The 20694-nt window shown below is 71.6% G+C and carries 15 protein-coding genes and 1 tRNA gene; 12 read left to right on the top strand and 4 right to left on the bottom strand.

Annotated features, from left to right (window positions below; all coding sequences use genetic code 11):
* Positions 1 to 68 precede the first annotated feature (68 nt).
* The 3 genes from CLV28_RS08090 to CLV28_RS08100 all read left to right on the top strand — a co-directional run bounded on the left by CLV28_RS08090 (position 69) and on the right by CLV28_RS08100 (position 1490).
* A tRNA-Val gene (locus CLV28_RS08090) sits at positions 69 to 143 on the top strand.
* Positions 144 to 347: 204 nt separating this feature from the next.
* Positions 348 to 839 (top strand): hypothetical protein, encoded by a 492-nt coding sequence (locus CLV28_RS08095; RefSeq protein WP_239073184.1) that lies wholly within the window; start codon positions 348 to 350, stop codon positions 837 to 839.
* 180 nt (positions 840 to 1019) lie between these two features.
* Positions 1020 to 1490, top strand: coding sequence for a zeta toxin family protein (locus tag CLV28_RS08100; protein ID WP_275405055.1), 471 nt, complete (start codon positions 1020 to 1022; stop codon positions 1488 to 1490).
* Positions 1491 to 1603: 113 nt separating this feature from the next.
* On the opposite strand, the gene CLV28_RS08105 is transcribed toward CLV28_RS08100, so the two are convergent.
* Both CLV28_RS08105 and CLV28_RS08110 read right to left on the bottom strand, forming a co-directional pair.
* A complete protein-coding gene (locus tag CLV28_RS08105) occupies positions 1604 to 4135 on the bottom strand; it encodes a polynucleotide kinase-phosphatase (RefSeq protein WP_373314274.1) in 2532 nt (843 codons plus the stop codon).
* On the bottom strand, positions 4128 to 5672 hold the full coding sequence (locus CLV28_RS08110) for a 3' terminal RNA ribose 2'-O-methyltransferase Hen1 (RefSeq protein WP_308440380.1): 1545 nt from the start codon (positions 5670 to 5672) through the stop codon (positions 4128 to 4130). Before CLV28_RS08110 ends, CLV28_RS08105 begins: the two co-directional genes overlap by 8 nt.
* Between CLV28_RS08110 and CLV28_RS08115 the strand changes: the two genes are divergently transcribed.
* On the top strand, positions 5632 to 5997 hold the full coding sequence (locus CLV28_RS08115) for a DUF2200 domain-containing protein (RefSeq protein ID WP_100422788.1): 366 nt from the start codon (positions 5632 to 5634) through the stop codon (positions 5995 to 5997). The genes CLV28_RS08110 and CLV28_RS08115 overlap by 41 nt on opposite strands.
* A gap of 42 nt (positions 5998 to 6039) precedes the next feature.
* The gene (locus tag CLV28_RS08120) at positions 6040 to 6474 is read left to right on the top strand and encodes an NUDIX hydrolase (RefSeq protein ID WP_239073185.1); all 435 of its coding nucleotides are present in this window, start codon (positions 6040 to 6042) and stop codon (positions 6472 to 6474) included.
* A gap of 54 nt (positions 6475 to 6528) precedes the next feature.
* On the opposite strand, the gene CLV28_RS08125 is transcribed toward CLV28_RS08120, so the two are convergent.
* Entirely contained in the window at positions 6529 to 13101 is a 6573-nt protein-coding gene (locus CLV28_RS08125) for a glycoside hydrolase family 2 TIM barrel-domain containing protein (RefSeq protein ID WP_100422789.1), read from the bottom strand.
* A gap of 252 nt (positions 13102 to 13353) precedes the next feature.
* On the opposite strand from CLV28_RS08125, the gene CLV28_RS08130 reads away from it, so the two are divergent.
* A complete protein-coding gene (locus tag CLV28_RS08130; RefSeq protein WP_100422790.1) occupies positions 13354 to 14172 on the top strand; it encodes a DeoR/GlpR family DNA-binding transcription regulator in 819 nt (272 codons plus the stop codon).
* 9 nt (positions 14173 to 14181) lie between these two features.
* On the opposite strand, the gene CLV28_RS08135 is transcribed toward CLV28_RS08130, so the two are convergent.
* Entirely contained in the window at positions 14182 to 14499 is a 318-nt protein-coding gene (locus CLV28_RS08135) for a DUF3467 domain-containing protein (protein ID WP_100422791.1), read from the bottom strand.
* A gap of 121 nt (positions 14500 to 14620) precedes the next feature.
* Between CLV28_RS08135 and CLV28_RS08140 the strand changes: the two genes are divergently transcribed.
* The 6 genes from CLV28_RS08140 (at position 14621) to CLV28_RS16015 (ending at position 20676) form a co-directional block, all read left to right on the top strand.
* Positions 14621 to 16090, top strand: a complete 1470-nt coding sequence (locus CLV28_RS08140; RefSeq protein WP_100422792.1) for an MFS transporter — start codon at positions 14621 to 14623, stop codon at positions 16088 to 16090.
* Positions 16091 to 16166: 76 nt separating this feature from the next.
* Positions 16167 to 16331 carry a hypothetical protein gene (locus tag CLV28_RS15655; protein WP_170062645.1) on the top strand — a complete coding sequence of 55 codons (165 nt, stop codon included), beginning with the start codon at positions 16167 to 16169 and terminating at the stop codon, positions 16329 to 16331.
* Positions 16332 to 16455: 124 nt separating this feature from the next.
* Positions 16456 to 18486, top strand: coding sequence for a threonine--tRNA ligase (thrS, locus tag CLV28_RS08145; protein ID WP_100422793.1), 2031 nt, complete (start codon positions 16456 to 16458; stop codon positions 18484 to 18486).
* A gap of 49 nt (positions 18487 to 18535) precedes the next feature.
* Positions 18536 to 19090, top strand: coding sequence for an HIT family protein (locus CLV28_RS08150; protein ID WP_239073208.1), 555 nt, complete (start codon positions 18536 to 18538; stop codon positions 19088 to 19090).
* Positions 19091 to 19711: a phosphatidylinositol phosphate synthase gene (gene pgsA / locus CLV28_RS16010; protein ID WP_239073186.1), complete on the top strand. Its 621-nt coding sequence runs from the start codon at positions 19091 to 19093 to the stop codon at positions 19709 to 19711. It begins immediately after the preceding gene.
* The gene (locus CLV28_RS16015) at positions 19708 to 20676 is read left to right on the top strand and encodes a phosphatidylinositol mannoside acyltransferase (RefSeq protein WP_239073187.1); all 969 of its coding nucleotides are present in this window, start codon (positions 19708 to 19710) and stop codon (positions 20674 to 20676) included. The genes pgsA and CLV28_RS16015 overlap by 4 nt, the downstream gene beginning before the upstream one ends.
* Positions 20677 to 20694: the final 18 nt, after the last annotated feature.

Genomic DNA, 20694 nt, shown 5'->3' on the forward strand with positions numbered 1-20694 from the left:
GGCCGATTGGAAACCGGACCGCGAAACCCGCTACTATCGGTCAGCACCGCGGGGTGAACAACCCCGACGGGCGATTGGCGCAGTGGTAGCGCGCTTCGTTCACACCGAAGAGGTCACTGGTTCGAACCCAGTATCGCCCACCAGCACAGAGGCCCTCTGACCAGCGGAAACGCCGGCTCAGAGGGCCTTTTGCCGTGCCCGGGTCGAGTGCTGCTGGCTCATCTGCTGGTCTGCCTCCCGCGATCTGGGCGGATGGGGGGAGTGCCAGGGCTCGGCGTGGGTGTCTGGTTCAGGGGAGCGAGCGTTGCTCGCATCCGTGTGCACGAGTGCGCGGGCTGGCGCAGCCGATGACATCCTCCCCGGTGTTGATTCAGGATGAATCGACACGTAGTCTGGTGGCCGAGGAGGAAGCCATGTCTGCTTTGACTGTCGCCGCGCACGAGCCGAGCCTGAGGCTGTCCTACGCCCGAGCTCGGCTGGCTGAGATCGATCGGATGCGACAGGTGTACCTGGCCTCGCTCGACGGAGTGCCGCAGCGAGACATCGCCGCGGCGGTGCACCTTTCTCAGGCCAGCGTGCACCGGATGGTCGTCCGGGCGCGCGCGTCGGGTATCGAGCGGGAGTCGGTCGAGGAGGTCGTGCTGAAGCGATTCGTCGGGCAGTTCTCCACCGAGCAGATGCTCGAGCGGCTGGCGTCGATGGAGTCGTGGGTGCCGCGGGTCGTCGATCCGGTCGACGGTGTGCTGCCTGGCGACTCCCGGGCCGACCTGGACTCGTTGTGCGAGGACGGGATGATCAGCGAGGACGAGGTCGATCAGGTTCTCGACGCACGTGAGTGATCTGCGCGCGCAGACGCACGCTGCGGTGTGCGCCGCTGTTCGTGGCGTGGTGCCGCTGGACGTGCTGTTGACTCGCGGGGATCAGCGGCGCGTGGTGCGTGAGGCCCGCGACTGGTACCTGGAAACCTTCGCCGGGAGTGTCACGCGCCGGGGCACCTGTGTGGTCGCGACGGCGGGCCCGTGCGTCCCCTGGATCTGTCGCCGCTGCTGCAGACCGTGTCCACCGAGGTGGCGAACACGGTGCGACACGACGCCCTCGCGCAGCGCATGGACATCGTCCTGGAGGCCACCATGGCATCCCCGGCGTACGGGGAGCGTCTTCTGCTGTCCCTCGCGAAGGCCGACTATCAGGCGCTGGCCATCGTGTCCGTCGAGACCGACCAGGAGTCTGCGCACGCCCGCGCGGTCGAGCGGTGGTGGACCGGCCGCCGGGCCGACCCTGAGCTCGGCGGCCGCCTTGTCCTGCCTGAGACCATCGACGCCGCCTACCCCGACGCCGGGTCTGCCAGCATCTGCCGCACCAGTGCCCGCAGCCTTGCCGAGACGATCCGTGCGGGCGGCACCGCGATCGAGCGGGTCACCATCGCCGAGTACGACGACGGTGCGCTCGCCCGACTCGACGCCGACCCGCCACGCTCGCTCGACGCCTGACACACCTCGGCAGCGGGCGGGGGGCGACACACGGTCCGGACGCTCGACCCCGTCGTGCCGGCCGCCGTCTCGTTGCCGCCAGCGACGCGAGCGCGCTCGGCGTCGTCGTCCGGCTACAGGCGGGGATCCACCGCGTCCGACTCGAGGGCGAGGACCCCGAACGCCAGCTGGTGCACGGACCACAGCGGGTCGCCGGCGACGAACCGGGACAACGCCTCGAGCCCGAGCGCGTGCTCGCGCAGCGCGAGGCTCTTCTTGCGGCCGAGCGACCGGCTGCGCAGGAGGTCGAGAGAGTCGGTGTAGTCCGGTCCGTAGACGAGCCGGAGGTACTCACGTCCACGGACCTTGAGGCCGGGCTGGACCCGGGCGACGGGTTCGACGGGCTTGACGACCATGCCCTCGCCGCCGGCGGCCGTGAGGTCGAGCCACCACCGGACGGCGTCGGCGCGTTGCGCGTCGTCGGTGAGGTCGACGAAGCGGTGCCGCGTGTGCGTGACGAGGGGGTCGCGGAGCGTGGCGATCTTCTCGAGGTGCCACCGGTGCGACTCGGTCGCGGCCAGGGTGCGTCCCTCCACGGCGAGGATCTGGAACGGTGCGAGCGTCACACCGTCGAGCCCGTGGGTCGGGGCGACGTGGGCCGCGTACGCGGTGCGGTACGCCTCGGCGTTCTCGGCGCGTCGAGAGGTGCGGGCGGTGAGGTCGGACACGTCGAGGCCGCGCGCTGCGGCGGCCGCGAGCGTCGTGGCGGCTGCCGGGAGGGCCGCGTGCGCGGCGGCGCCCACGGACGCGTACTGGTCCTTGATGAGCCCGATCGCCTTGGCGGACCAGGGCAGCAGCTCGCAGTCGAGCGCGAGCCAGTCGGTGTCGAGGTCGTCGAACAGCGGGGAGACGGCGTCGCGCACCCGGTCCACCAGCGCGGGGCCGGGGAAGAACGGGCGTCCGGTGCGGGTGTAGACCGCACCCGTGCTCCCGTCGGCGACGCCGAAGCGTCGCGCGGCCACGGCCTCGTCGCGGGTGACGACGGCGATCGCCCGCGAGCCCATGTGCTTCTCCTCGCACACGACCTCGCGCACGCCGGCCTCGGCGTACTCGGCGAACGCCCGGTCGGGGTGCTCGAGGTACCCGGGCGTCGTCGACGTCGGCGCGGGCGACATCGTGGGCGGCAGGTGCACCAGCCAGCGCGGGTCGACGGCGTACCTGCTCATGACCTCGAGCGCCGCGGCAGCGTTCTCCTCGGGGATCTTGACCCGGCCGGCGCGCTCGGTCACGAGCCAGCGCGTGCCGGTGACGTCGTCGATCGCGAGCGTCGAGGGTTCGCGCTCGACCACCGTCGGCGCGAGCGGCCGGACGGGCGGGTAGTGCTCGCGGACGGCGGCGACCTGGACGATCTCGCGCTCGGGGTAGCGCAAGGCCGTCAGGTGCCCGCCGAACACGACCCCGGTGTCGAGGCAGATCGTGTTGTTGACCCACTCGGGCTCGGCGGTGGGCGTGTGGCCGTAGACCACCGTCGCCGTGCCGCGGTACTCGCGCGCCCAGGGGTGGCGCACGGGCAGCCCGAGCTCGTCCGTCTCGCCGGTCGTGTCCCCGTAGAGCGCGAACGCGCGCACGCGCGCAGACGTCCGGCCGTGGTACTTCTCCTTGAGCCCGGCGTGCACGACGACGAGTCGACCGTCGTCGAGCACGTAGTGGCTGATCAGGCCGTCCATGAACGCGAGAGCCCGGGCACGGAACTCCTCGCCCGCGTCGTCGAGCTGCGCCAGGGACTCGGCGAGACCGTGCGTGACCTGGACCTTCGCGCCGCGCAGCGCGCGCACGAGCTTGGCCTCGTGGTTCCCCGAGACGCACAGCGCGGTCCCGGCGTCGACCATGCCCATGACGAGCCGCAGCACCCCGGGGGTGTCGGGCCCACGGTCCACGAGGTCACCGACGAACACGGCGGTGCGCCCCTCGGGGTGGGTGGCGCCCACAGGGCTGCCCGCAGCGTCGACGTCGATCGCCCAGCCGAGCTTCTCGAGCAGGGTGCGCAGCTCGGCGGCGCAGCCGTGCACGTCGCCGACGACGTCGAAGGGCCCGTGGAGGTCGCCACGATCGTTCCACGGCCTCTCGGGCACGACGACGGCCCCGGCCACGTCCTCGGGCGTCAGGACGTGGACCCGACGGACCCCCTCCTTGCGGATCGAGCGGAGCGAGCGGCGCAGGTCGCCCCGCTGGCGCGCCACGACGTGCGCGCCGTGCTCACGGTCCGTCCGGGCGCGATTGCGCTCGACGGCCACGGACTCCGGCACGTCGAGCACGATCGCGTCCACGAGCACGTGGTTGGCCTTCGCGACCTTCACGAGCGACGCACGCGCGGACGACTGCACGTTCGTCGCGTCGACGACGGTGAGCAGCCCGCGCCGCAGCCGCACGTCGACCACGTGGTGCAGCAGCTCGAAGGCGTCCGCGGTCGCCGACTGGTCGTTCGCGTCGCCCGAGACGATCGCGCGGTACGCGTCCGAGGACACGACCTGGGACGGGGCGAAGTGCGTGGCGGCGAAGGTCGACTTGCCGCTGCCCGAGACGCCCACGAGCAGGACCAGGCCGTTCGCGGGCACGCGGAGCTCGCGCACCGGGGCGTCGGGCTGCGTGGAGGTCGGCTCAGGCACGTCGGAACACCGCCATCTGCGTGGGGGTGCCGCGCTCGGGGTCGACGTCTCCCACGCCCTCGAGCTCGACGAGGTAGCCGTGCTCGGTCGCGACGTGCTCGGCCCAGTCGCGGAACTCGGCGCGGGTCCACTCGAACCGGTGGTCGCTGTGGCGCATGCCGTGCAGCCCTTCGTAGTTCGGGTTGTACTCGGAGTTCGGCGTGGTGACCACGACGGACCCTGGCCGCGCGGCCCCGAACACGACACGCTCGAGCGCGGGCAGCCGCGCAGGGTCGACGTGCTCGACGACCTCCATGAGGACGGCGGCGTCGAAGCCGCTGAACCGAGGGTCCTCGTACGTCAGCGCGCCCTGGAAGAGCTCGATCCGCTCGGCCTGCCGTTCGCTCAGGGTCTCGAGGTGCAGGCGGCGGGCGGCAGCCTGGAGGGATCGGGTCGAGACGTCGGACCCGGCGATCCGGGTGAGCTGCGGCTCGCGGACGAGGACGTCGAGGAACGCGCCGGGGCCGCACCCGAGGTCGATCACCGAGCGTGCCTCGAGACGGCGCAGCACCCCCACGACGGCCTGGTGGCGCAGGGTGTGGAGCGGCGAGCGCGGGCCGTGACCGTCGGCTCCCGCCGCCTCGTCGCCGTGGTCCGTCCCGACGGGCGAGTCGTCGAGCTCGGCGAGCCGTTCGAGGGCCGCATGGGCGAGCGGCGCGCTCCGGGCGAGGTAGCGGCGCGTGATGAGCTCGCGCTCCGGGTGCGTCGCGAGCCATCCGTCGCCCGAGCGGAGGAGCTTGTCGACCTCGTCGTCGTTCTGCCAGTAGTGCTTCGCCTCGTCCAGCACGGGAAGGAGGACGTGGAGCTGGTTCAGGGCGTCGGCGAGCCGCACCGTGCCCGTCAGGGCGAGGCGGACGTAGCGGGACGGGCCCCAGTCGGGAAACCGCTCGTCGAGGGGGATCGGCTCGGCGTCGACCTCCCACCCGAGGGGCGTGAAGATCCGCCGGGCGATCTCGGGGCCACCACGGCACGGCAGCACGGGGATCTCGATCTCGAGGGGGATCGGGGAGTCGGCGAGAGCCTGGCGCGAGTCTCCCCGTCCGCTGCGCGCCGTGGAGAAGACGTCGGCGATCGCCGAGCCCAGCATCGAGGAGGCCGCGTAGGAACGGTCGTTGACGTACTGCGCGAGCGAGAAGTCGTGCGTGCTCCCCTTGGACGAGCGCGCGAGCCGGACCGGGTCGATCTCGAGCATCACGGCGACCGTGCAGCGCTCCTCGGTGGCCTCGGGGTACAGGACCGTGACGGTGCCGAAGGACTGGCGGAACTCCTGGACCCGGTCGGGGTGCTTGAACAGCAGGTAGCCCAGGTCGGTCGCCGGTCGATGCGTCGTCGTCAACGTCAGGAGCACCTTGGCAGTATGGCGGATCGAGCACGGCGCGCCCGTCGTGGGGACGCCGGACGCCGCCGCGTGTCGGCACGCCGTCGCCGGCGGGTGCTCGATGGTTATGGTGTCCTGCATGGCAGGCCACAGGATCTTCTCGACGAGCTTCGCGAGCATCTACCCCCTCTACGTGACCAAGGTCGAGCGCAAGGGGCGCGACGCCGCGGACGTCGACCAGGTCGTGACCTGGCTCACGGGGTACGACGCCGACGGGCTGCGTGCGGCCGTGGACACCGAGGTCGACCTCGAGACGTTCTTCGCGCAGGCGCCCCGGATGAACCCGAACGCCGAGCTCATCACCGGCGTGATCTGCGGTCACCGGGTCGAGGAGATCGAGGACCCGCTCATGCAGCAGATCCGCTGGATGGACAAGCTCGTCGACGAGGTCGCGCGCGGCAAGAAGATGACGTCGATCCTGCGCACCCCTCCCGCCGCGGGCTGACGCGTGGCGGGTCGTGACGCCACGGTGCACCGGCGCGGGAGGGTGCACGAGCATCACGCGCCCGGCTGGCTCCCGGCCGGGAGCCGGGCGGACGTCGTCCGCGACCCGGGCGGGGACGTGCCCTCACCGACGTGCCTCGTCCGGCTCCTGCTGGAACGCGACGGCGAGGTCTTCTGCGTGCCGCGCGAGGACGGCGCGACGCGCCTCGACCTGCCGACCCGCGTCGTCGGGGCGCTCGATCCGCAGGTCGTCGCCGACGCCCTCGCCAGGGAGGTGGTCGGGCACGGCGCTCGGCCCGAGCTGCTGGGGTACGTGCGCAACGTCGTCACGACCCCGGACGCGGGGTACCCGTGGCCTGCGCCGCTCGCGCACTTCACGGTGTGGGCCGTCCGGGGCGTCCCCGCGGTCGCCGGGACCTGGGTGCCGGTGCACGACCTGCGGGAGCGGCACTGGTGGCCGCTCGTCGGAACGGTCTGAGACCGGGGACGACGAACGGGGCGGGGCCGTCCGGCCCCGCCCCGTCGCGGCTCGTCAGAGCGCGCCCAGGTCCTTCCAGGCGCCCCAGGCGCCGGCCCGTGGCTCCTGGTTGCGGTTCCACCACTGCGCCTGCCAGCGGTGGCCCGCGTGCGTCACGACCTCACCGCCGGTGTAGATCGTCGACGCCGCCCATGCCGGGTCCGCGGTCGCGTCCGACGCGTCGCACGCGCCAGCCGACGTCCACGGCCCGTACGCGTCGCCAGGCTCCTGGTTGCGCGTCCACCACTGCGCCGTCCAGAGGGTGCCGTCGTGGACGACGACGTCGGCCTTGACGTAGACGGCGGAGGCGGTCCAGGACCGCCGGTCGCCGGCCGTGCAGGCGACCGGCGCGCCCACCTCGGCCCAGGCGCCCGTGACCGTCGACCCGGGCTCCTGACCCCGGGTGGTCCACAGCGCGACGTACACGACGCCGTCGACCGCGACCCGCTCGCCCGCGGCGTAGGTCGTCGTCGCGCTCCACGCCGGGGCGAGGACCGTGACCTTCACGGACCCGGTGACGTCCGAGCCGTCGACGGCGGTCGCCGTGACCGTCGTCGTGCCCTCGACGAGGGCGACCACGACGCCGTCGTCGACCGTGGCGACGGCAGGGTCGCTGCTGGACCACGTGACGGACCGGTCGACGGCCGAGGCCGGGCTCACGTCGGCCGTGAGCTCGAGCCGGTCGCCCGCCGCGAGCGACACCGCGCCGTCCGTGACGCCGTCGCCGTCGAGCGTGATCGACGCCACGAGCGGTCGCGCGAGAATCTCGTCGAACCCCTGCCCGCCCACCCGCACGGCGACGGCGTCGGCCGAGGTCGCGCCGGACCGGTACGTGTACTCGAGCACGCCGCGACCGTCGACGGTGACGAACGCCACGTGGTCGAGGCCCTCGACGCCGGAGGCGGTGCCCTCGACGACGACCACGGACCCGGGGGAGTAGCCCGACCCGGTCAGGGTCACGTCGTGCGTCTCCGCGTCGAACGCCACGTCGAGCGTGGGGTCCGTCGCGGGGAGTACCTCCCGCAGCCCCGTGTGCGAGAACCCGCCCGCGGCCGTCGCGCCCTTGGTCCAGGCGCCGGCCACGGGCGTGAGCGTCCCGTCCTGGACCAGCATGTACGCCACGGAGGTCGGCGCCGAGCCCTCGGGGAGGGTCATCGGCAGATCGCCGTCCTGGTTGCCGTCGTTCGTGGCGAACGTGACCTCCTGCGACCCGAGCATGCGGTTGTCGGCGTCGTAGACCGCGGCGATGCTGCGGATCTTTCGGCCGTCCTGCTCGGTGCTGAGGAGGTATCCCACGGTCGCGCTGTCGTCGTCGACTGTGGAGGTGAGGCGGATGACGTCGACGGGCTCGTCGATCGCGTCGCCTGCGACGGTGATCTGCGGGTCGCCCCACACGGACTGGACCGACGCGTCACCACCCGCAGGGATCGCCACGAGGCGCAGGGCCTCGTACGGGCTACCGTCCTCGGCCGTGAGGTCGAGGTCGAACCGGTAGAGGCCCTGACGGACCTCCAGGTCGCCGGCGTAGTCGGCGTTCGCCATCACCGGCGAGCTGCCGAGCCTGACCCAGCCGTCGGTCGGCAGGGTCCCTCCGGTCGGCGTCGGTGCGGCCTTCGCGTAGTACCCGTTGGTCAGTGTCGACGCGTCGCTCGCGCCCCAGACCTCGAAGCGGACGGCGGGACCGTCACCCTCGGAGGTCGACCCGTCGGGCTGCATGGTCCAGTCCACCCCGACGTCGGCGGTGAAGCGCAGCGCGTCGCCGTGGGACACGTCGAGGTCGAGCACCTGCTGGGCCCGGCCCGCGAGGCCGTGCTCGTAGGTCCTGACGACCGCGTCGTCGCCCTCGCCGCTCGCACGCAGCCGCACCGAGGTGTCGTCGCCAGACCCCTCGACGCGGTCGAGGTACGTCGCGCCGTCACCGCTGTAGGCGTACAGGAGGTTGCCGTTCAGGACCGCCGAGCGGTCCTCGCCGTCGCCCGTGAGGGACGTCGGCACGGACACGAGGTCGCTCAGGTACGACTGCGGCCCGTCGGGCGCCTGAGCCCGCTCGAAGTTCACCGTGTAGAGCTCCGTGCCGGCACGAACCTTCGCGGTGCCCGGGACGTCCGACGCCTGGGTGACGTTCACGAAGATCCCCTGGTCGGCGTCGGCGCCCACCGTGGGGACCTTCGCCCCCGCACCGAGGACGACCGTGTAGTCGTGGTCGTCCGCGGAGTACCCGGGCAGCGGCGCACCGTCGAGGGTGACGGAGTGCAGCTGCGGGTCCTCGGGCAGGTCACGCGTGACCCGCGGGTCGCCCCACACGCCCTGGTCGTGCCCGTTGTCGCCGTTGGCGTTCATGACCAGGCGCAGCGCCTGGTAGTGCTTGGTCACCCCGTCCTCGACGTAGGTCAGGGGCACGTCCGTGAACGCGTGATCCTTCTTGCCCGTCATGACGGCACTTGCGGCGAGCTTCGTCCACCCGGTCGTGACGATCGTCCCGGTCCCCGCGGCACCGGGCGCCATCGGCGCGTAGTAGGCCGACGTGAGGCGGCTGACGTCCTTGTGCGCCCACACCTCGAAGATCACCGACGAGCGCGTCGCGCCGCTCCCGGTCCACTTCGACGGGTCGATCCCGCCGACGCCGGAGAACGACCGTGCGTCGAGGTCGGAGATGTCGAGGTCGAGGATCTGCTCGGCGTTGCCCTGGAACCCCTTGTCGAACAGGCCGCTCGCGGTCTGCAGGCCTGCGCCGGTCGTGCTGAGGTTCTCCGCGATCCGGCCGTAGCCGCTGTACGCGTACAGCAGCGTGCCGACGCCGGGGCTCGCGCCGGTGTAGGCCCCCGAGGCGGAGACGGTCGCCGGGACGTCGACGAGGTCGGGCACCGACACGACCGGGCTCGGGGTGTCGCCCGCGGCGATGCGGACCGTGTAGTCCACGGTCGACGAGCCCGAGGTCACGTGGAGCACCGCGGTGCCGGGTACGGCGGTGGGCTGGTCGATGCTCACCGTCGTACCCTCGGGCGCCGTGGCGGCGACCTCGGGGACGAGCGACGTCGGGTAGTAGTCCGGGAGCGTGTAGTCGTACTCGAAGGTCTCGGGCGAGAAGCCGGTGAGCGGCATGTCGTCGATCGTCACGGAGTCCAGGAGCGGGAACGAGGGTGCCGGGTAGATGTCCTTGGAGGCGGACATCGGGTCGGAGCCCGCCGCGAGCGGCCGCAGCACGTAGTCGTACGTGAGCTGGTCGGTGTCGTTCTTGCCGATGACGGCGGACGGCGGTTCGGAGCCCCAGGTGATGTTCCCGACGCCCTTCTGGTGCTTGAGCACGCGCAGGACGACGTCGTCGGTGCGCTCGGCCTGGTACGGGTAGAGGTCCTTCGAGTTGTACGACGACAGCGCCTTCGGCGTGTAGTGCAGCGCGCTGACCTCGAGCGGGTCGCCCACGTACCCCTCGCCGTAGTCCATCGACGCCAGGAGCCCGGCGCCGTCGTCGTCGGTGAGGGCGACCCAGCGCACGTCGGTCTTGTTGCCCGTCTCCTGGATGCGCATGTACGGGAAGAACTGCTCGTCCACGGTGCCGGACCACACGCCGACGTTGTTCCCGGCCTTGCGGTCCCAGTACGTCTCGGACGGGCCGCGCCCGTACCACTCCATGTTCTCGAGGTCGCTCGGGAGGTGCATCATCATGCCGAACTCGCCGAGCTGGTCGGGTGCGGACGCCGACGGGACGAGGGTCGCACCGACGGTGACGGTCGCGTCCGCGTAGACGGTGTAGGTGGTGGTCCAGGCGCTGCCGTTCGCGAGCGTCGCGTTGACCACGACCTTCGTGGTGGCGCCCAGGCCCTGCAGCGTGCTGACGCGGACGTCCTCGAGGTCCTCGCCCTGGTCGATCCAGCCCTGGTACGCCTCGGGGGTCCTCGTGGTCCACGCGGTGCCGTTGACCGCGGCGCTCTGGTCGGTCTCCGCGCGGAAGAACGACCCGACGGGGGCCTTGGTCACGAGCTCCTTGCCGTCGACCTCGTAGGTGCTCATCTCGCCCGTCGACTTGTCGACGGCGACGGTGAACGGCGCTCCCGCGGGCGTCGTGCCGGTCACGGTCACGGCGTCCGCGGTGTCGGTCGTCGTCGACGCGGGGAGCGCGGCGACGTCGACGAGGCGGTCCGCGCCGCGCGCGTCGATCGCGAACTGCGCCGAACCCTGCACGTACCCGGCGTCGGCGTAGGGCGCGTCGGCCGCGAGGCGGTACTCGACGAGCAGCTGGTACTCCGCGCCTGCCTTCGGGTCGTCGATGCCGTAGGGGACGGTCACGACCTTGGTCGCGCCCGCGGACACGTCGCCGGTCGGGGGAGCGAGGTCGGCCTGGTCGTCCGAGAGGGTCCCGGACTGCACGGTCGTCCCGTCCTCCTGGAGCTGCCAGACGATGTCGTAGGTGTTCGCGTTCCTGAACCGGTTCAGGTTCACGATCGTGACCTGGTGGTCAGCACGCTGGGCGTCGCTCTGGGTGAACTTCAGGTCCTGGTACTGCTTCTTGACCTCGTACGCCTCGGGCTTCCAGGTGCGGTCGGGGTAGATGAACCCGTTCTGCAGGAAGTTCCCGTCGCCGGAGGCCTGCTTCCAGCTGCCGTCGAAGCCGAGGTAGAGCTCGTCCTGCGTGACGCCGTCGGACGTGTCCGCGCCGTCCTGCAGGGTGTACGCCGACTGGTCGACGTAGTCCCAGATGAACCCACCCTGCTGGCGGTACGAGCTCTCGATGATCTCGACGTAGCGGTCCAGCTCGCCGCCCGTGTTGCCCATCGAGTGCTGGTACTCCGACAGGACGAAGGGCTTGGTGCTCGTGGGGCGGTTCGCCGCGCCGTACTCCGGGTAGAACGAGCCGACCATGTCGACGCGGGGGTTGCCGTTGTCGCCCTGGTAGTGGATCAGCTTCTCGGCGTCGAGGTCCTTGATCACGTCGATCATCGTGTCGAAGTTCGGGCCCGTCCCGGCCTCGTTGCCGAGCGAGTACATGACGACCGAGGCCGCGCTCCTGTCACGCATGACCATGCTCGTCATGCGCTGCTCCATCGCCGCCGTGTAGCGCGAGTCGTTGCCGGGGAAGTCGCGGCTCGTCAGGGACGGGTCGATGCTGAAGGGCGTGTTGTTGATCCCGTCCCGGCCGTTGTGGGACTCGACGTTCACCTCGTCCATGATGTACAGCCCGTACTCGTCGGCGAGGTCGATCAGGTGCGGGTCGGGCGGGTAGTGGCTCGTGCGGATCGCGTTGATGTTGAGCTGCTTGGCGTTCTGCACGTCCTTGACGACGGTCTCGTACGGCACGTGGTGCCCGTACGCGGGGTCCGCCTCTCCGCGGTTGACGCCGTAGAGCTCGAGGTTCTGCCCGTTGACCCGCATGTTCGACGTCGAGTTGGTGGTGCCGGCGTTGGCCATGTAGATCTCGCGGAACCCGACCCGCTTGCCGAGGGTCTGCACGGTCGCGCCGTCCTCGTCCTCGAGCGCGAGCACGAGCGTGTAGAGGTTCGGGATCTCGGCCGACCAGAGCGCGGGGTCCTCGACGGTCGTGGCGAGCGTCGCCGTCCCTGATCCGCCGGGGGCGATCTCGACGGGATCGCTGGTCGCGGTCGCGACCTCCTGCCCGTCGGCGTCGTACAGGTGGGCCGCGACCGCGCGCGTCGCTGGCTCGCCCGACGTGTTGTCGACGTCGACGTCGACCGAGAGCTCGGACGACGAGTAGTCGTGGTCGGCGAACGCCGTCTCGACGTCGTAGTCGTAGATCGAGACCTCCGGCTGCACGGTCAGCAGGACGTCGCGGTTGATCCCGCCGTAGTTCAGCCCGTCCTGGTTCTCGAGGAAGCTGCCGGTGGTCCAGCGGTAGACCTGGACGGTCAGGAGGTTCTCGCCCTCGTGGACGTAGTCGGTCACGTCGAACTCGGAGGTGCTGAAGCTGTCCTCGCCGTACCCGACGACAGCGCCGTTGACGTACAGGTAGAACCCGGACTCCACGCCGAGGAACGACAGGATGAGCCGGTTGCCCGCGAGGTCGTCGGCGCTCAGGTCGAGCGTGCGCATGTAGGTGCCCACGGGGTTGAAGGTCGTGGGTGCCTGCGCGGCCTCGAAGTCGCCCTGGTTGGGCACCCCGTCGCCGGACGCCTGGAACGCGTAGTCCTGGTTGTTGTAGATCGGGTAGTCGGTCCCGAGCGCGCCCGCGTACTTCCCGGCGACCTCCCAGCTCGAGGGCACCTCGATGTCCTGGTAGCCGTCCGGCACGGCGGTCACGCCGGCGACCTGCGGCTTGTCGGCAGGGCGGGCGGCGTACCGGAACTTCCAGGTGCCGTCGAGGTTCCGGACGTTGGGCGACGTCGCCTCGGCCTGGTGCAGCGTGGGGCCGGCCTTCGCCTGCTCGACCGTGTCGAACGGCACCACGACCGCGCGTGCCGGCGTCTGCCCGACCTTGACGGCGGCGGGCGTCGTCCACTCGTTCCCCGTGACGTCGGGGTTGGCGGTGGCGGACGGCGCGGCCTGGGCGGGCGCGACGAACCCCGCGAGGACGAGCCCCGCGGTCGTGATGGATGCGACGGCCCAGCGTGCGGCCTTCTGGCGTGTCCTCGTCATCGAGAGCCCCTTCGTGGTCGGAGGGCCTCGCTGCCCTCGCACCCGCCTGCGCAGGCGTGGTCCCGCAAGGCAACCGCTCTCCGGCCGATCCTGTCAAGAGCGCAAGCGGTAACGAAACCCGATATGGGGGTAATGAACCGTATCTGCCGTGCGGCGGCGCGGAGCACGGCGCGCTTCGCGCTTGCCTTTCCCGTGAGGAGCTGGCGCCGGGCTGGTGTTGACAGCACGTGCCGGGCGTGTTTCTCTCCGACCATGACCGACGCCGCTCAGAGCACCGCCTCCAGTGCGACCTCGCGTCGCCGCGACATCCTCGAGCGCGTCAACGACCGTGGGTTCGCCTCGGTCCACGAGCTGTCCGAGGCCTTCGGCGTCTCGCAGGTCACCGTCCGCGCCGACGTCGACAGGCTCGCCGAGCGCGGCGCGGTGCGCCGCGTGCGCGGCGGGGCGCTCGCGAACGGGCACGCACGGTCCGAGCGCCCGTTCGAGGAGGCGCGGACCAGCAACGCGGCCCAGAAGGCGGCGATCGGCGTCGCCGCCGCCGCACTCGTCGAGGCGGGCCAGACCCTCGTGCTCGACGTCGGCACCACCACGGCGGCCGTGGCCGCCGCGCTCGTGGCGCGCACGGACCTCACGGACGTCACCATCGTGACGAACGGGCTCAACATCGCGACCGCGCTCGAGCCTGCGCTCGACCGCTATACGGTGGTGGTCACGGGCGGCACGCTGCGACGCATGCAGCACTCCTTGGTCGACCCGATGGGACTCGTGCTGCTCGACCGGCTCCACACGGACCTCGCGATCCTCGGCTGCAACGGGGTCGACGTCGCGGCCGGCGTCACGAACGTCAACCTGCCCGAGGTCACGGTCAAGCAGCGCATGCTGGCAGCGGCCCGCCGCGTCGTCGTCGTCGCGGACAGCACCAAGCTCGGGCACGCGTCCCTGGCGCGGATCTGCGACCTCGACGAGGTCGACGTCCTCGTCACGGGCGACGCCGCCGGGCAGGACGAGCTCACAGCCCTGTCCGCGACCGGACTCGAGGTGCTGCAGGTGCCCACGCCCGACGCAGGGTGACCAGCGGGCTCACCCCTGCTGCTGGGCGCGCCGCCCCGTCTCCTTCTCCCACGCGTCGAGCTGCTTGGTCAGCGCGCTCGCGAGCTCGAAGACCTGCTCGGGCGGGATCCGCACGCGCGAGACGACCTTGACCGGCATCGTGACGACCTGCTCGCCGGTCTCGGGGTCGGTCGACGGCGCGGGCGGCGACTTCATCGCCACGAAGTCGATGACGAACGACGACGGCGTGTGCCACAGCGACGCGAAGTCGGCGGGCACCCCCGCCTCGTTCTCCGGGGGGAGGTCGATCGTGAAGCTCCGGCGTGCGCCGCGGGGCTGGTCCGCCATGGTCGTGCCTCCCGGTGGGTGCGTGGTGCCCCCGACGCTACAGGTCGGCGTCGACCGCCGCCGTCGTGGCGGTGACGCCGTTCGTCGAGCGTGTCCCCGGGGGCGGGCGTACAAACCATCCATGGACTCGACACGGGGAGCGACGTCGCTCCGGACGATCACGACCGCTGTCCCGGCACGACTCGACCGTCTGCCGTGGTCGCGCTGGCACTGGATGATCGTGGTCGGGCTCGGGACGGTCTGGATCCTCGACGGGCTCGAGGTCACGATCGTCGGCAACCTCTCGGCCGTCCTGAAGTCGGACGACGGGCTGGGCCTCGACAGCGGGCAGATCGGTCTCGCGGGCGCCGTCTACGTCACGGGCGCGTGCGTCGGAGCGCTCGTGTTCGGCCAGCTCACGGACCGGTTCGGCCGCAAGAAGCTCTTCATCGTGACGCTGCTCGTCTACCTGTGCGGGACGGTGCTCACGGCCTTCTCGATGAACCCGCTCTACTACTTCGTCATGCGGTTCGTCACCGGGATGGGGATCGGCGGCGAGTACGCGGCCGTCAACTCGGCGATCGACGAGCTCATCCCCGCGCGGTACCGCGGTCGGATCGACATCACGATCAATGGCTCGTACTGGCTCGGCGCGGCCGCGGGCGCGCTCGTGACGATCCCCCTGCTGGACCCGACGCTCGTGGACGCCGGGCTCGGGTGGCGCCTGTGCTTCGCGCTCGGCGCCGTCCTGGGGCTCGCCGTCCTGCTCGTGCGTCGGCACGTCCCCGAGAGCCCGCGCTGGCTCTTCATCCACGGGCGGGAGAAGGAGAGCGAGGAGATCGTCGGCGCGGTCGAAGAGCGCGTCGTGGCCGACACCGGTGCCGAGCTCGAGGAGGCCGAGCGGACCATCACGGTCAGGCAGCGTCGGTCCATCGGACTCGGGCAGGTGGCCCGCACGGTGTTCACCGACTACCCGCGGCGGACCGTGCTGTGCCTCGCGCTGTTCATCGGGCAGGCGTTCCTCTACAACGCGTTCTTCTTCACCTACGGCGACACGTTGCAGACGTTCCTGGGTGTCGACCAGACGGGGGCGTACCTGGCGCTGTTCGCGCTCAGCAACTTCGCGGGCGCGCTCGCGCTGGGTCCGCTGTTCGACAAGGTCGGTCGCGTCCCGATGATCTCCGCGACGTACATCGTCTCGGGCGTCCTGCTCGCGGTCGCCGGGCTCATGATCGGCGGCCTCACGGCGGTGACGCTGACGATCTTCGGGATGGTCATCTTCTTCTTCGCCTCCGCGGGGGCGAGCTCGGCGTACCTCACGGCGTCCGAGGTCTTCCCGATGGAGACGCGGGCGCTATGCATCGCGTTCTTCTACGCGATCGGGACCGCGGTGGGCGGCATCACCGGGCCGCTGCTGTTCGGCCGGCTCATCGAGTCCGCGAGCTCCGCGGACGACATCTCCGGCGTCGCCGTCGGCTACTTCATCGGTGCCGGGCTCATGATCGGCGGCGGGATCGTCGCGATCTTCCTGGGGGTCGGGGCCGAGGAGCAGTCCCTCGAGGACCTCGCGACCCCCCTGTCCGCGACCGACGAGGGGGACAGGGAGATGTGACCTGCGTCTCGCGTGCGTACCGTGGAGGTGCGCGGGCGGTCCCGCTCGCGGCGACGCACGGCACGGAGGAGAAGTCATGGGCATCACCGACGGACTCGGCGGACTCGCGGACAAGGCCAAGGGCCTCATGAGCGACGAGCAGGTCGACCAGGTCGCCGAGCAGATCAAGGACAAGGCGCCCGACCAGGTCGACGGCGGGGTCGACGCGCTCGCGGAGCAGGCCAAGAAGATCAACGACTGAGACGCGGCCGCGCCCGACGGCGTCCCGCCCGGACGGGTGGGACGCCGTCGTCGCGCGGTCGGTAGGATCGAGCGGGTGCCCCGGATCCGGTGGTGCCGTGTCGACCGCCCCGAGGAGCGTCCCAGTGTCCGACGTCGTAGCGTCCCCCCAGTCCATCACCGTCGACGGCGAGCAGGTCACGGTGACGACGGGAACGACGGGCACCGACCACTTCGCCGCGCGCAAGGACGTCGTCGCGCTCCGCGTGGGCGGCCAGCTCAAGGACCTCGCGACCGTGCTCGCCGAGGGCGACGTGGTCGAGTCCGTGACGATCGACTCGCCCGACGGGCTCGACATCCTGCGCCACTCGGCGGCCCACGTGCTCGCCCAGGCGGTGCAGCAGGTCAACCCGGACGCCAAGCTCGGCATCGGCCCGCCCATCACCGACGGCTTCTACTACGACTTCGACGTCGAGACCCCGTTCACCCCCGAGGACCTCAAGGCCCTCGAGAAGGTCATGACCCGCATCGTCAAGGAGGGCCAGACGTTCCGTCGTCGCGTGGTCACCGAGGACGAGGCGCGCGCCGAGCTCGCCGACGAGCCGTACAAGCTCGAGCTGATCGGGCTCAAGGGCGGCAGTACCGCCGAGGCCGGCGAGGGAGTCTCCGTCGAGGTCGGTGCCGGCGAGCTCACGATCTACGACAACGTGCGCGGCGCCGGCCGTGAGACCGAGACCGTGGTCTGGAAGGACCTGTGCCGCGGCCCGCACCTGCCCAGCACGCGACTGATCGGCAACGGCTTCGGGCTCATGCGCTCGGCGGCCGCCTACTGGCGCGGCAGCGAGAAGAACCCGCAGCTCCAGCGCGTCTACGGCACCGCGTGGCCGACCAAGGACGAGATGCGCGCCTACCTCGACCGACTGGCCGAGGCCGAGCGTCGCGACCACCGTCGCCTGGGCACCGAGCTCGACCTGTTCTCGTTCCCCGACGAGATGGGCTCGGGCCTCGCGGTGTTCCACCCCAAGGGCGGGATCGTGCGCACCGAGATGGAGGACTACTCGCGTCGCAAGCACATCGAGGCCGGGTACTCGTTCGTGAACACGCCGCACATCACGAAGGAGAAGCTCTACCAGGTCTCGGGCCACCTCGACTGGTACGCCGAGGGCATGTACCCGGCGATGCACCTCGACGAGGAGCTCGACGACGACGGCACCGTGCGCAAGGCCGGGCAGAACTACTACCTCAAGCCCATGAACTGCCCCATGCACAACCTGATCTTCGACGCCCGGGGCCGCTCGTACCGCGAGCTGCCGTTGCGCCTGTTCGAGTTCGGCACGGTGTACCGGTACGAGAAGTCGGGCGTCATCCACGGCCTGACCCGTGCGCGGGGGTTCACGCAGGACGACGCGCACATCTACTGCACGCGCGAGCAGATGAAGTCCGAGCTCACGAACGCCCTGACGTTCGTGCTCGACCTGCTCAAGGACTACGGCCTCGACGACTTCTACCTCGAGCTCTCGACGCGCGACCCCGAGAAGTCCGTCGGCACGGACGACGCCTGGGAGGAGGCGACCGAGACGCTGCGCCAGGTCGCGCAGGAGTCGGGCCTCGCCCTCGTGCCCGACCCGGGCGGCGCCGCGTTCTACGGCCCCAAGATCTCGGTCCAGGCCAAGGACGCGATCGGTCGCACCTGGCAGATGTCGACGATCCAGCTCGACTTCAACCTGCCCGAGAAGTTCGACCTCGAGTACACCGCGGCCGACGGCACGCGCCAGCGCCCCGTCATGATCCACCGCGCGCTGTTCGGGTCGATCGAGCGGTTCTTCGCGGTGCTCCTCGAGCACTACGCGGGGGCGTTCCCCGCGTGGCTCGCGCCCGTGCAGGTCGTCGCCGTGCCCGTCGCGGAGCCGTTCAACGACTACCTGCACGACGTCGTCGCGCAGCTGCGCGCCCAGGGGATCCGGGCCGAGGTCGACGTCTCGGACGACCGCTTCGGCAAGAAGATCCGCACGGCCAGCACGCAGAAGGTGCCGTTCGTGCTCATCGCGGGCGGCGAGGACGCGGAGGCCGGTGCGGTCTCGTTCCGGTACCGGGACGGTCGCCAGGACAACGCGGTGCCGGTCGCCGAGGCCGTCGAGCGGATCGTGGCCGCAGTGCGCGACCGCGTCCAGGTCTGAGCCGGTCGTGAGCGCCGAGCACGGGGCGGCCGGTCCGGGGGAGCCGGTCGTGCACGTCGAGGACGAGGCCGGGTTCGCGGCGTCGCGCGACGGGTTCGAGCGCCTGTGGACGCCGCACCGCATGGTGTACATCGGCGGCCAGGACAAGCCCGCCGACGGCACCTCCGACGCCTGCCCGTTCTGCCGGCTCCCGGGCCGGTCGGACGAGGAGGCGCTGATCGTCGCCCGCGGCGACGCGTGCTTCGTGGTGCTCAACCTCTACCCGTACAACGCGGGTCACCTCATGGTCCTGCCGTACCGGCACGTCGCCGACTACACCGACCTGACCGACGAGGAGACCCACGAGCTCGCGCGCCTGACGCAGACCGCGATGCGGGTCGTGCGCGAGGTCTCGGCGCCCGCCGGGTTCAACCTGGGCATGAACCAGGGCGAGGTCGCGGGCGCCGGGATCGCGGCGCACCTGCACCAGCACGTCGTGCCACGGTGGCTCGGCGACGCGAACTTCCTGCCCGTCGTCGGGCGGACCAAGGCCGTGCCCGAGCTGCTGTCCGACACGCGCGCGCGGCTCGCGGCAGCATGGCCGACCACGAACGGAGACGACTGAATGTTCGGCCGCCTGCGCGGACTCTTCACCCGGCTGTTCACCCCGATCGCGGCGTTCCTGCTGCGGATCGGCGTGACGCCCGACATGGTCACGATCGCCGGGACGCTCGGCGTCGTGGTCAGCTCCCTCGTGCTCTTCCCGACCGGGCACCTGTTCTGGGGGACCATGGCGATCATGGTCTTCGCGTTCTCGGACGTGCTCGACGGCAACATGGCGCGCCAGCGCGGCATCACGGGCCCCTGGGGCGGGTTCCTCGACTCGACGCTCGACCGCGTCGCGGACGGCGCGGTGTTCGCGGGCCTGCTCGCGTACCTGTGGACGCAGGACGAGGTCTGGGGCATGGGCTTCGCGCTCGCGTGCCTCGTGCTCGGCGGCGTGGTCCCGTACGCGCGCGCCAAGGCCGAGAGCCTCGGGATGACCGCGACCGTCGGGATCGCCGAGCGCGCCGACCGGCTCGTGCTCACGCTCGTCGCCGCGGGCCTCGTGGGCCTCGGCGTGCCCGACGTCGTGCTCGTCGTCGTGCTCGGGCTCCTCGCGCTCGCCTCGGCGATCACCGTGGTCCAGCGCATGGCGACGGTGCACCGGCAGGCACAGGCCCTGACCTCGGGCCCCGCCGAGTGAGCCTCGACACCGGCGCGCTGTTCACGTTCGCGTGGCGGCACGCCCACCGCGTGCCCGGGCCCCTCCTGCGGGCCGGCTTCGCCCTCGCCGCGGACGTCGCGTGGTTGCGTCACGGCGGCGGCGTGCGCCGGCTCGAGGCGAACCTCGCGCGCGTGCGCCCCGAGCTGTCGGCGCGCGAGGTGCGGCGGCTCTCGCGCCGCTCGATGCGCTCCTACATGCGCTACTACCAGGAGGCGTTCACGCTGCACGCGGCGACGCCCGAGCAGATCACGGCGCGCGTGCGCGAGGAGGGCTCCGCGCCCGTGCGCGCGCACCTCGAGGCCGGGCGCTCGCCCGTGCTCGCGCTCGGGCACCTGGGCAACTGGGACCTCGCCGGCGCGTGGGCCTCGACCCACCTGGCGCGCGTGCTCACGGTCGCCGAGCGCCTGCGCCCCGAGGAACTGTTCCAGGAGTTCCTGCGGTTCCGCACCGCGCTCGGCATCGACATCCTCGCGCTCGGCGACACCGACGTGTTCCGGTCGCTCGTGCGCGCCGCGCGCGGACCGGACCGCATCCTGCCCCTGCTCGCGGACCGTGACCTGACGGCGAGCGGCGTCGAGGTCGACCTGCTCGGTCACCACGCGCGCGTCGCGGCCGGGCCGGCGTCCCTCGCGGTCGCCACGGGCGCCCCGCTGTTCGCGGTCGCCATCACGTACGAGCGACTGCGCGGGTCCCGACGCCGCGCCGCCGGGACCCCGTGGGGCATCGTGCTGCGGTTCGGCGACGAGATCGTGGCCGAGGCGCTCGACCTGCCGCCGGACGCGACCAAGGAGCAGCGGGTCACGGCGACCACGCAGGCCTGGGTCACGGACCTCGCCCGCACCATCCACGAGGTCCCGGAGGACTGGCACATGCTGCAACGCGTCTTCGTCGCCGACCTCGACCCCGCCCGGGACGCCGCCGTGCGCGGCGCGGGGGCGGCATGACCCGCCGCGGCGGCGGCC

The organism is Sediminihabitans luteus, assembly GCF_002797595.1.
Classification (GTDB): Bacteria; Actinomycetota; Actinomycetes; order Actinomycetales; family Cellulomonadaceae; genus Paraoerskovia; species Paraoerskovia lutea.

Excerpts from the sequence above, each read along its gene's own strand:
- CLV28_RS08130 (WP_100422790.1), top strand. The coding sequence starts at position 13,354 with ATGACCGACGCCGCTCAGAGCACCGCCTCCAGTGCGACCTCGCGTCGC.
- CLV28_RS08115 (WP_100422788.1), top strand. The coding sequence starts at position 5,632 with ATGGCAGGCCACAGGATCTTCTCGACGAGCTTCGCGAGCATCTACCCC.
- CLV28_RS08140 (WP_100422792.1), top strand. The coding sequence starts at position 14,621 with ATGGACTCGACACGGGGAGCGACGTCGCTCCGGACGATCACGACCGCT.
- CLV28_RS15655 (WP_170062645.1), top strand. The coding sequence starts at position 16,167 with ATGGGCATCACCGACGGACTCGGCGGACTCGCGGACAAGGCCAAGGGC.
- CLV28_RS08135 (WP_100422791.1), bottom strand. The coding sequence starts at position 14,499 with ATGGCGGACCAGCCCCGCGGCGCACGCCGGAGCTTCACGATCGACCTC.
- CLV28_RS08110 (WP_308440380.1), bottom strand. The coding sequence starts at position 5,672 with ATGCTCGCGAAGCTCGTCGAGAAGATCCTGTGGCCTGCCATGCAGGAC.
- pgsA (WP_239073186.1), top strand. The coding sequence starts at position 19,091 with ATGTTCGGCCGCCTGCGCGGACTCTTCACCCGGCTGTTCACCCCGATC.
- CLV28_RS08095 (WP_239073184.1), top strand. The coding sequence starts at position 348 with ATGACATCCTCCCCGGTGTTGATTCAGGATGAATCGACACGTAGTCTG.
- CLV28_RS08125 (WP_100422789.1), bottom strand. The coding sequence starts at position 13,101 with ATGACGAGGACACGCCAGAAGGCCGCACGCTGGGCCGTCGCATCCATC.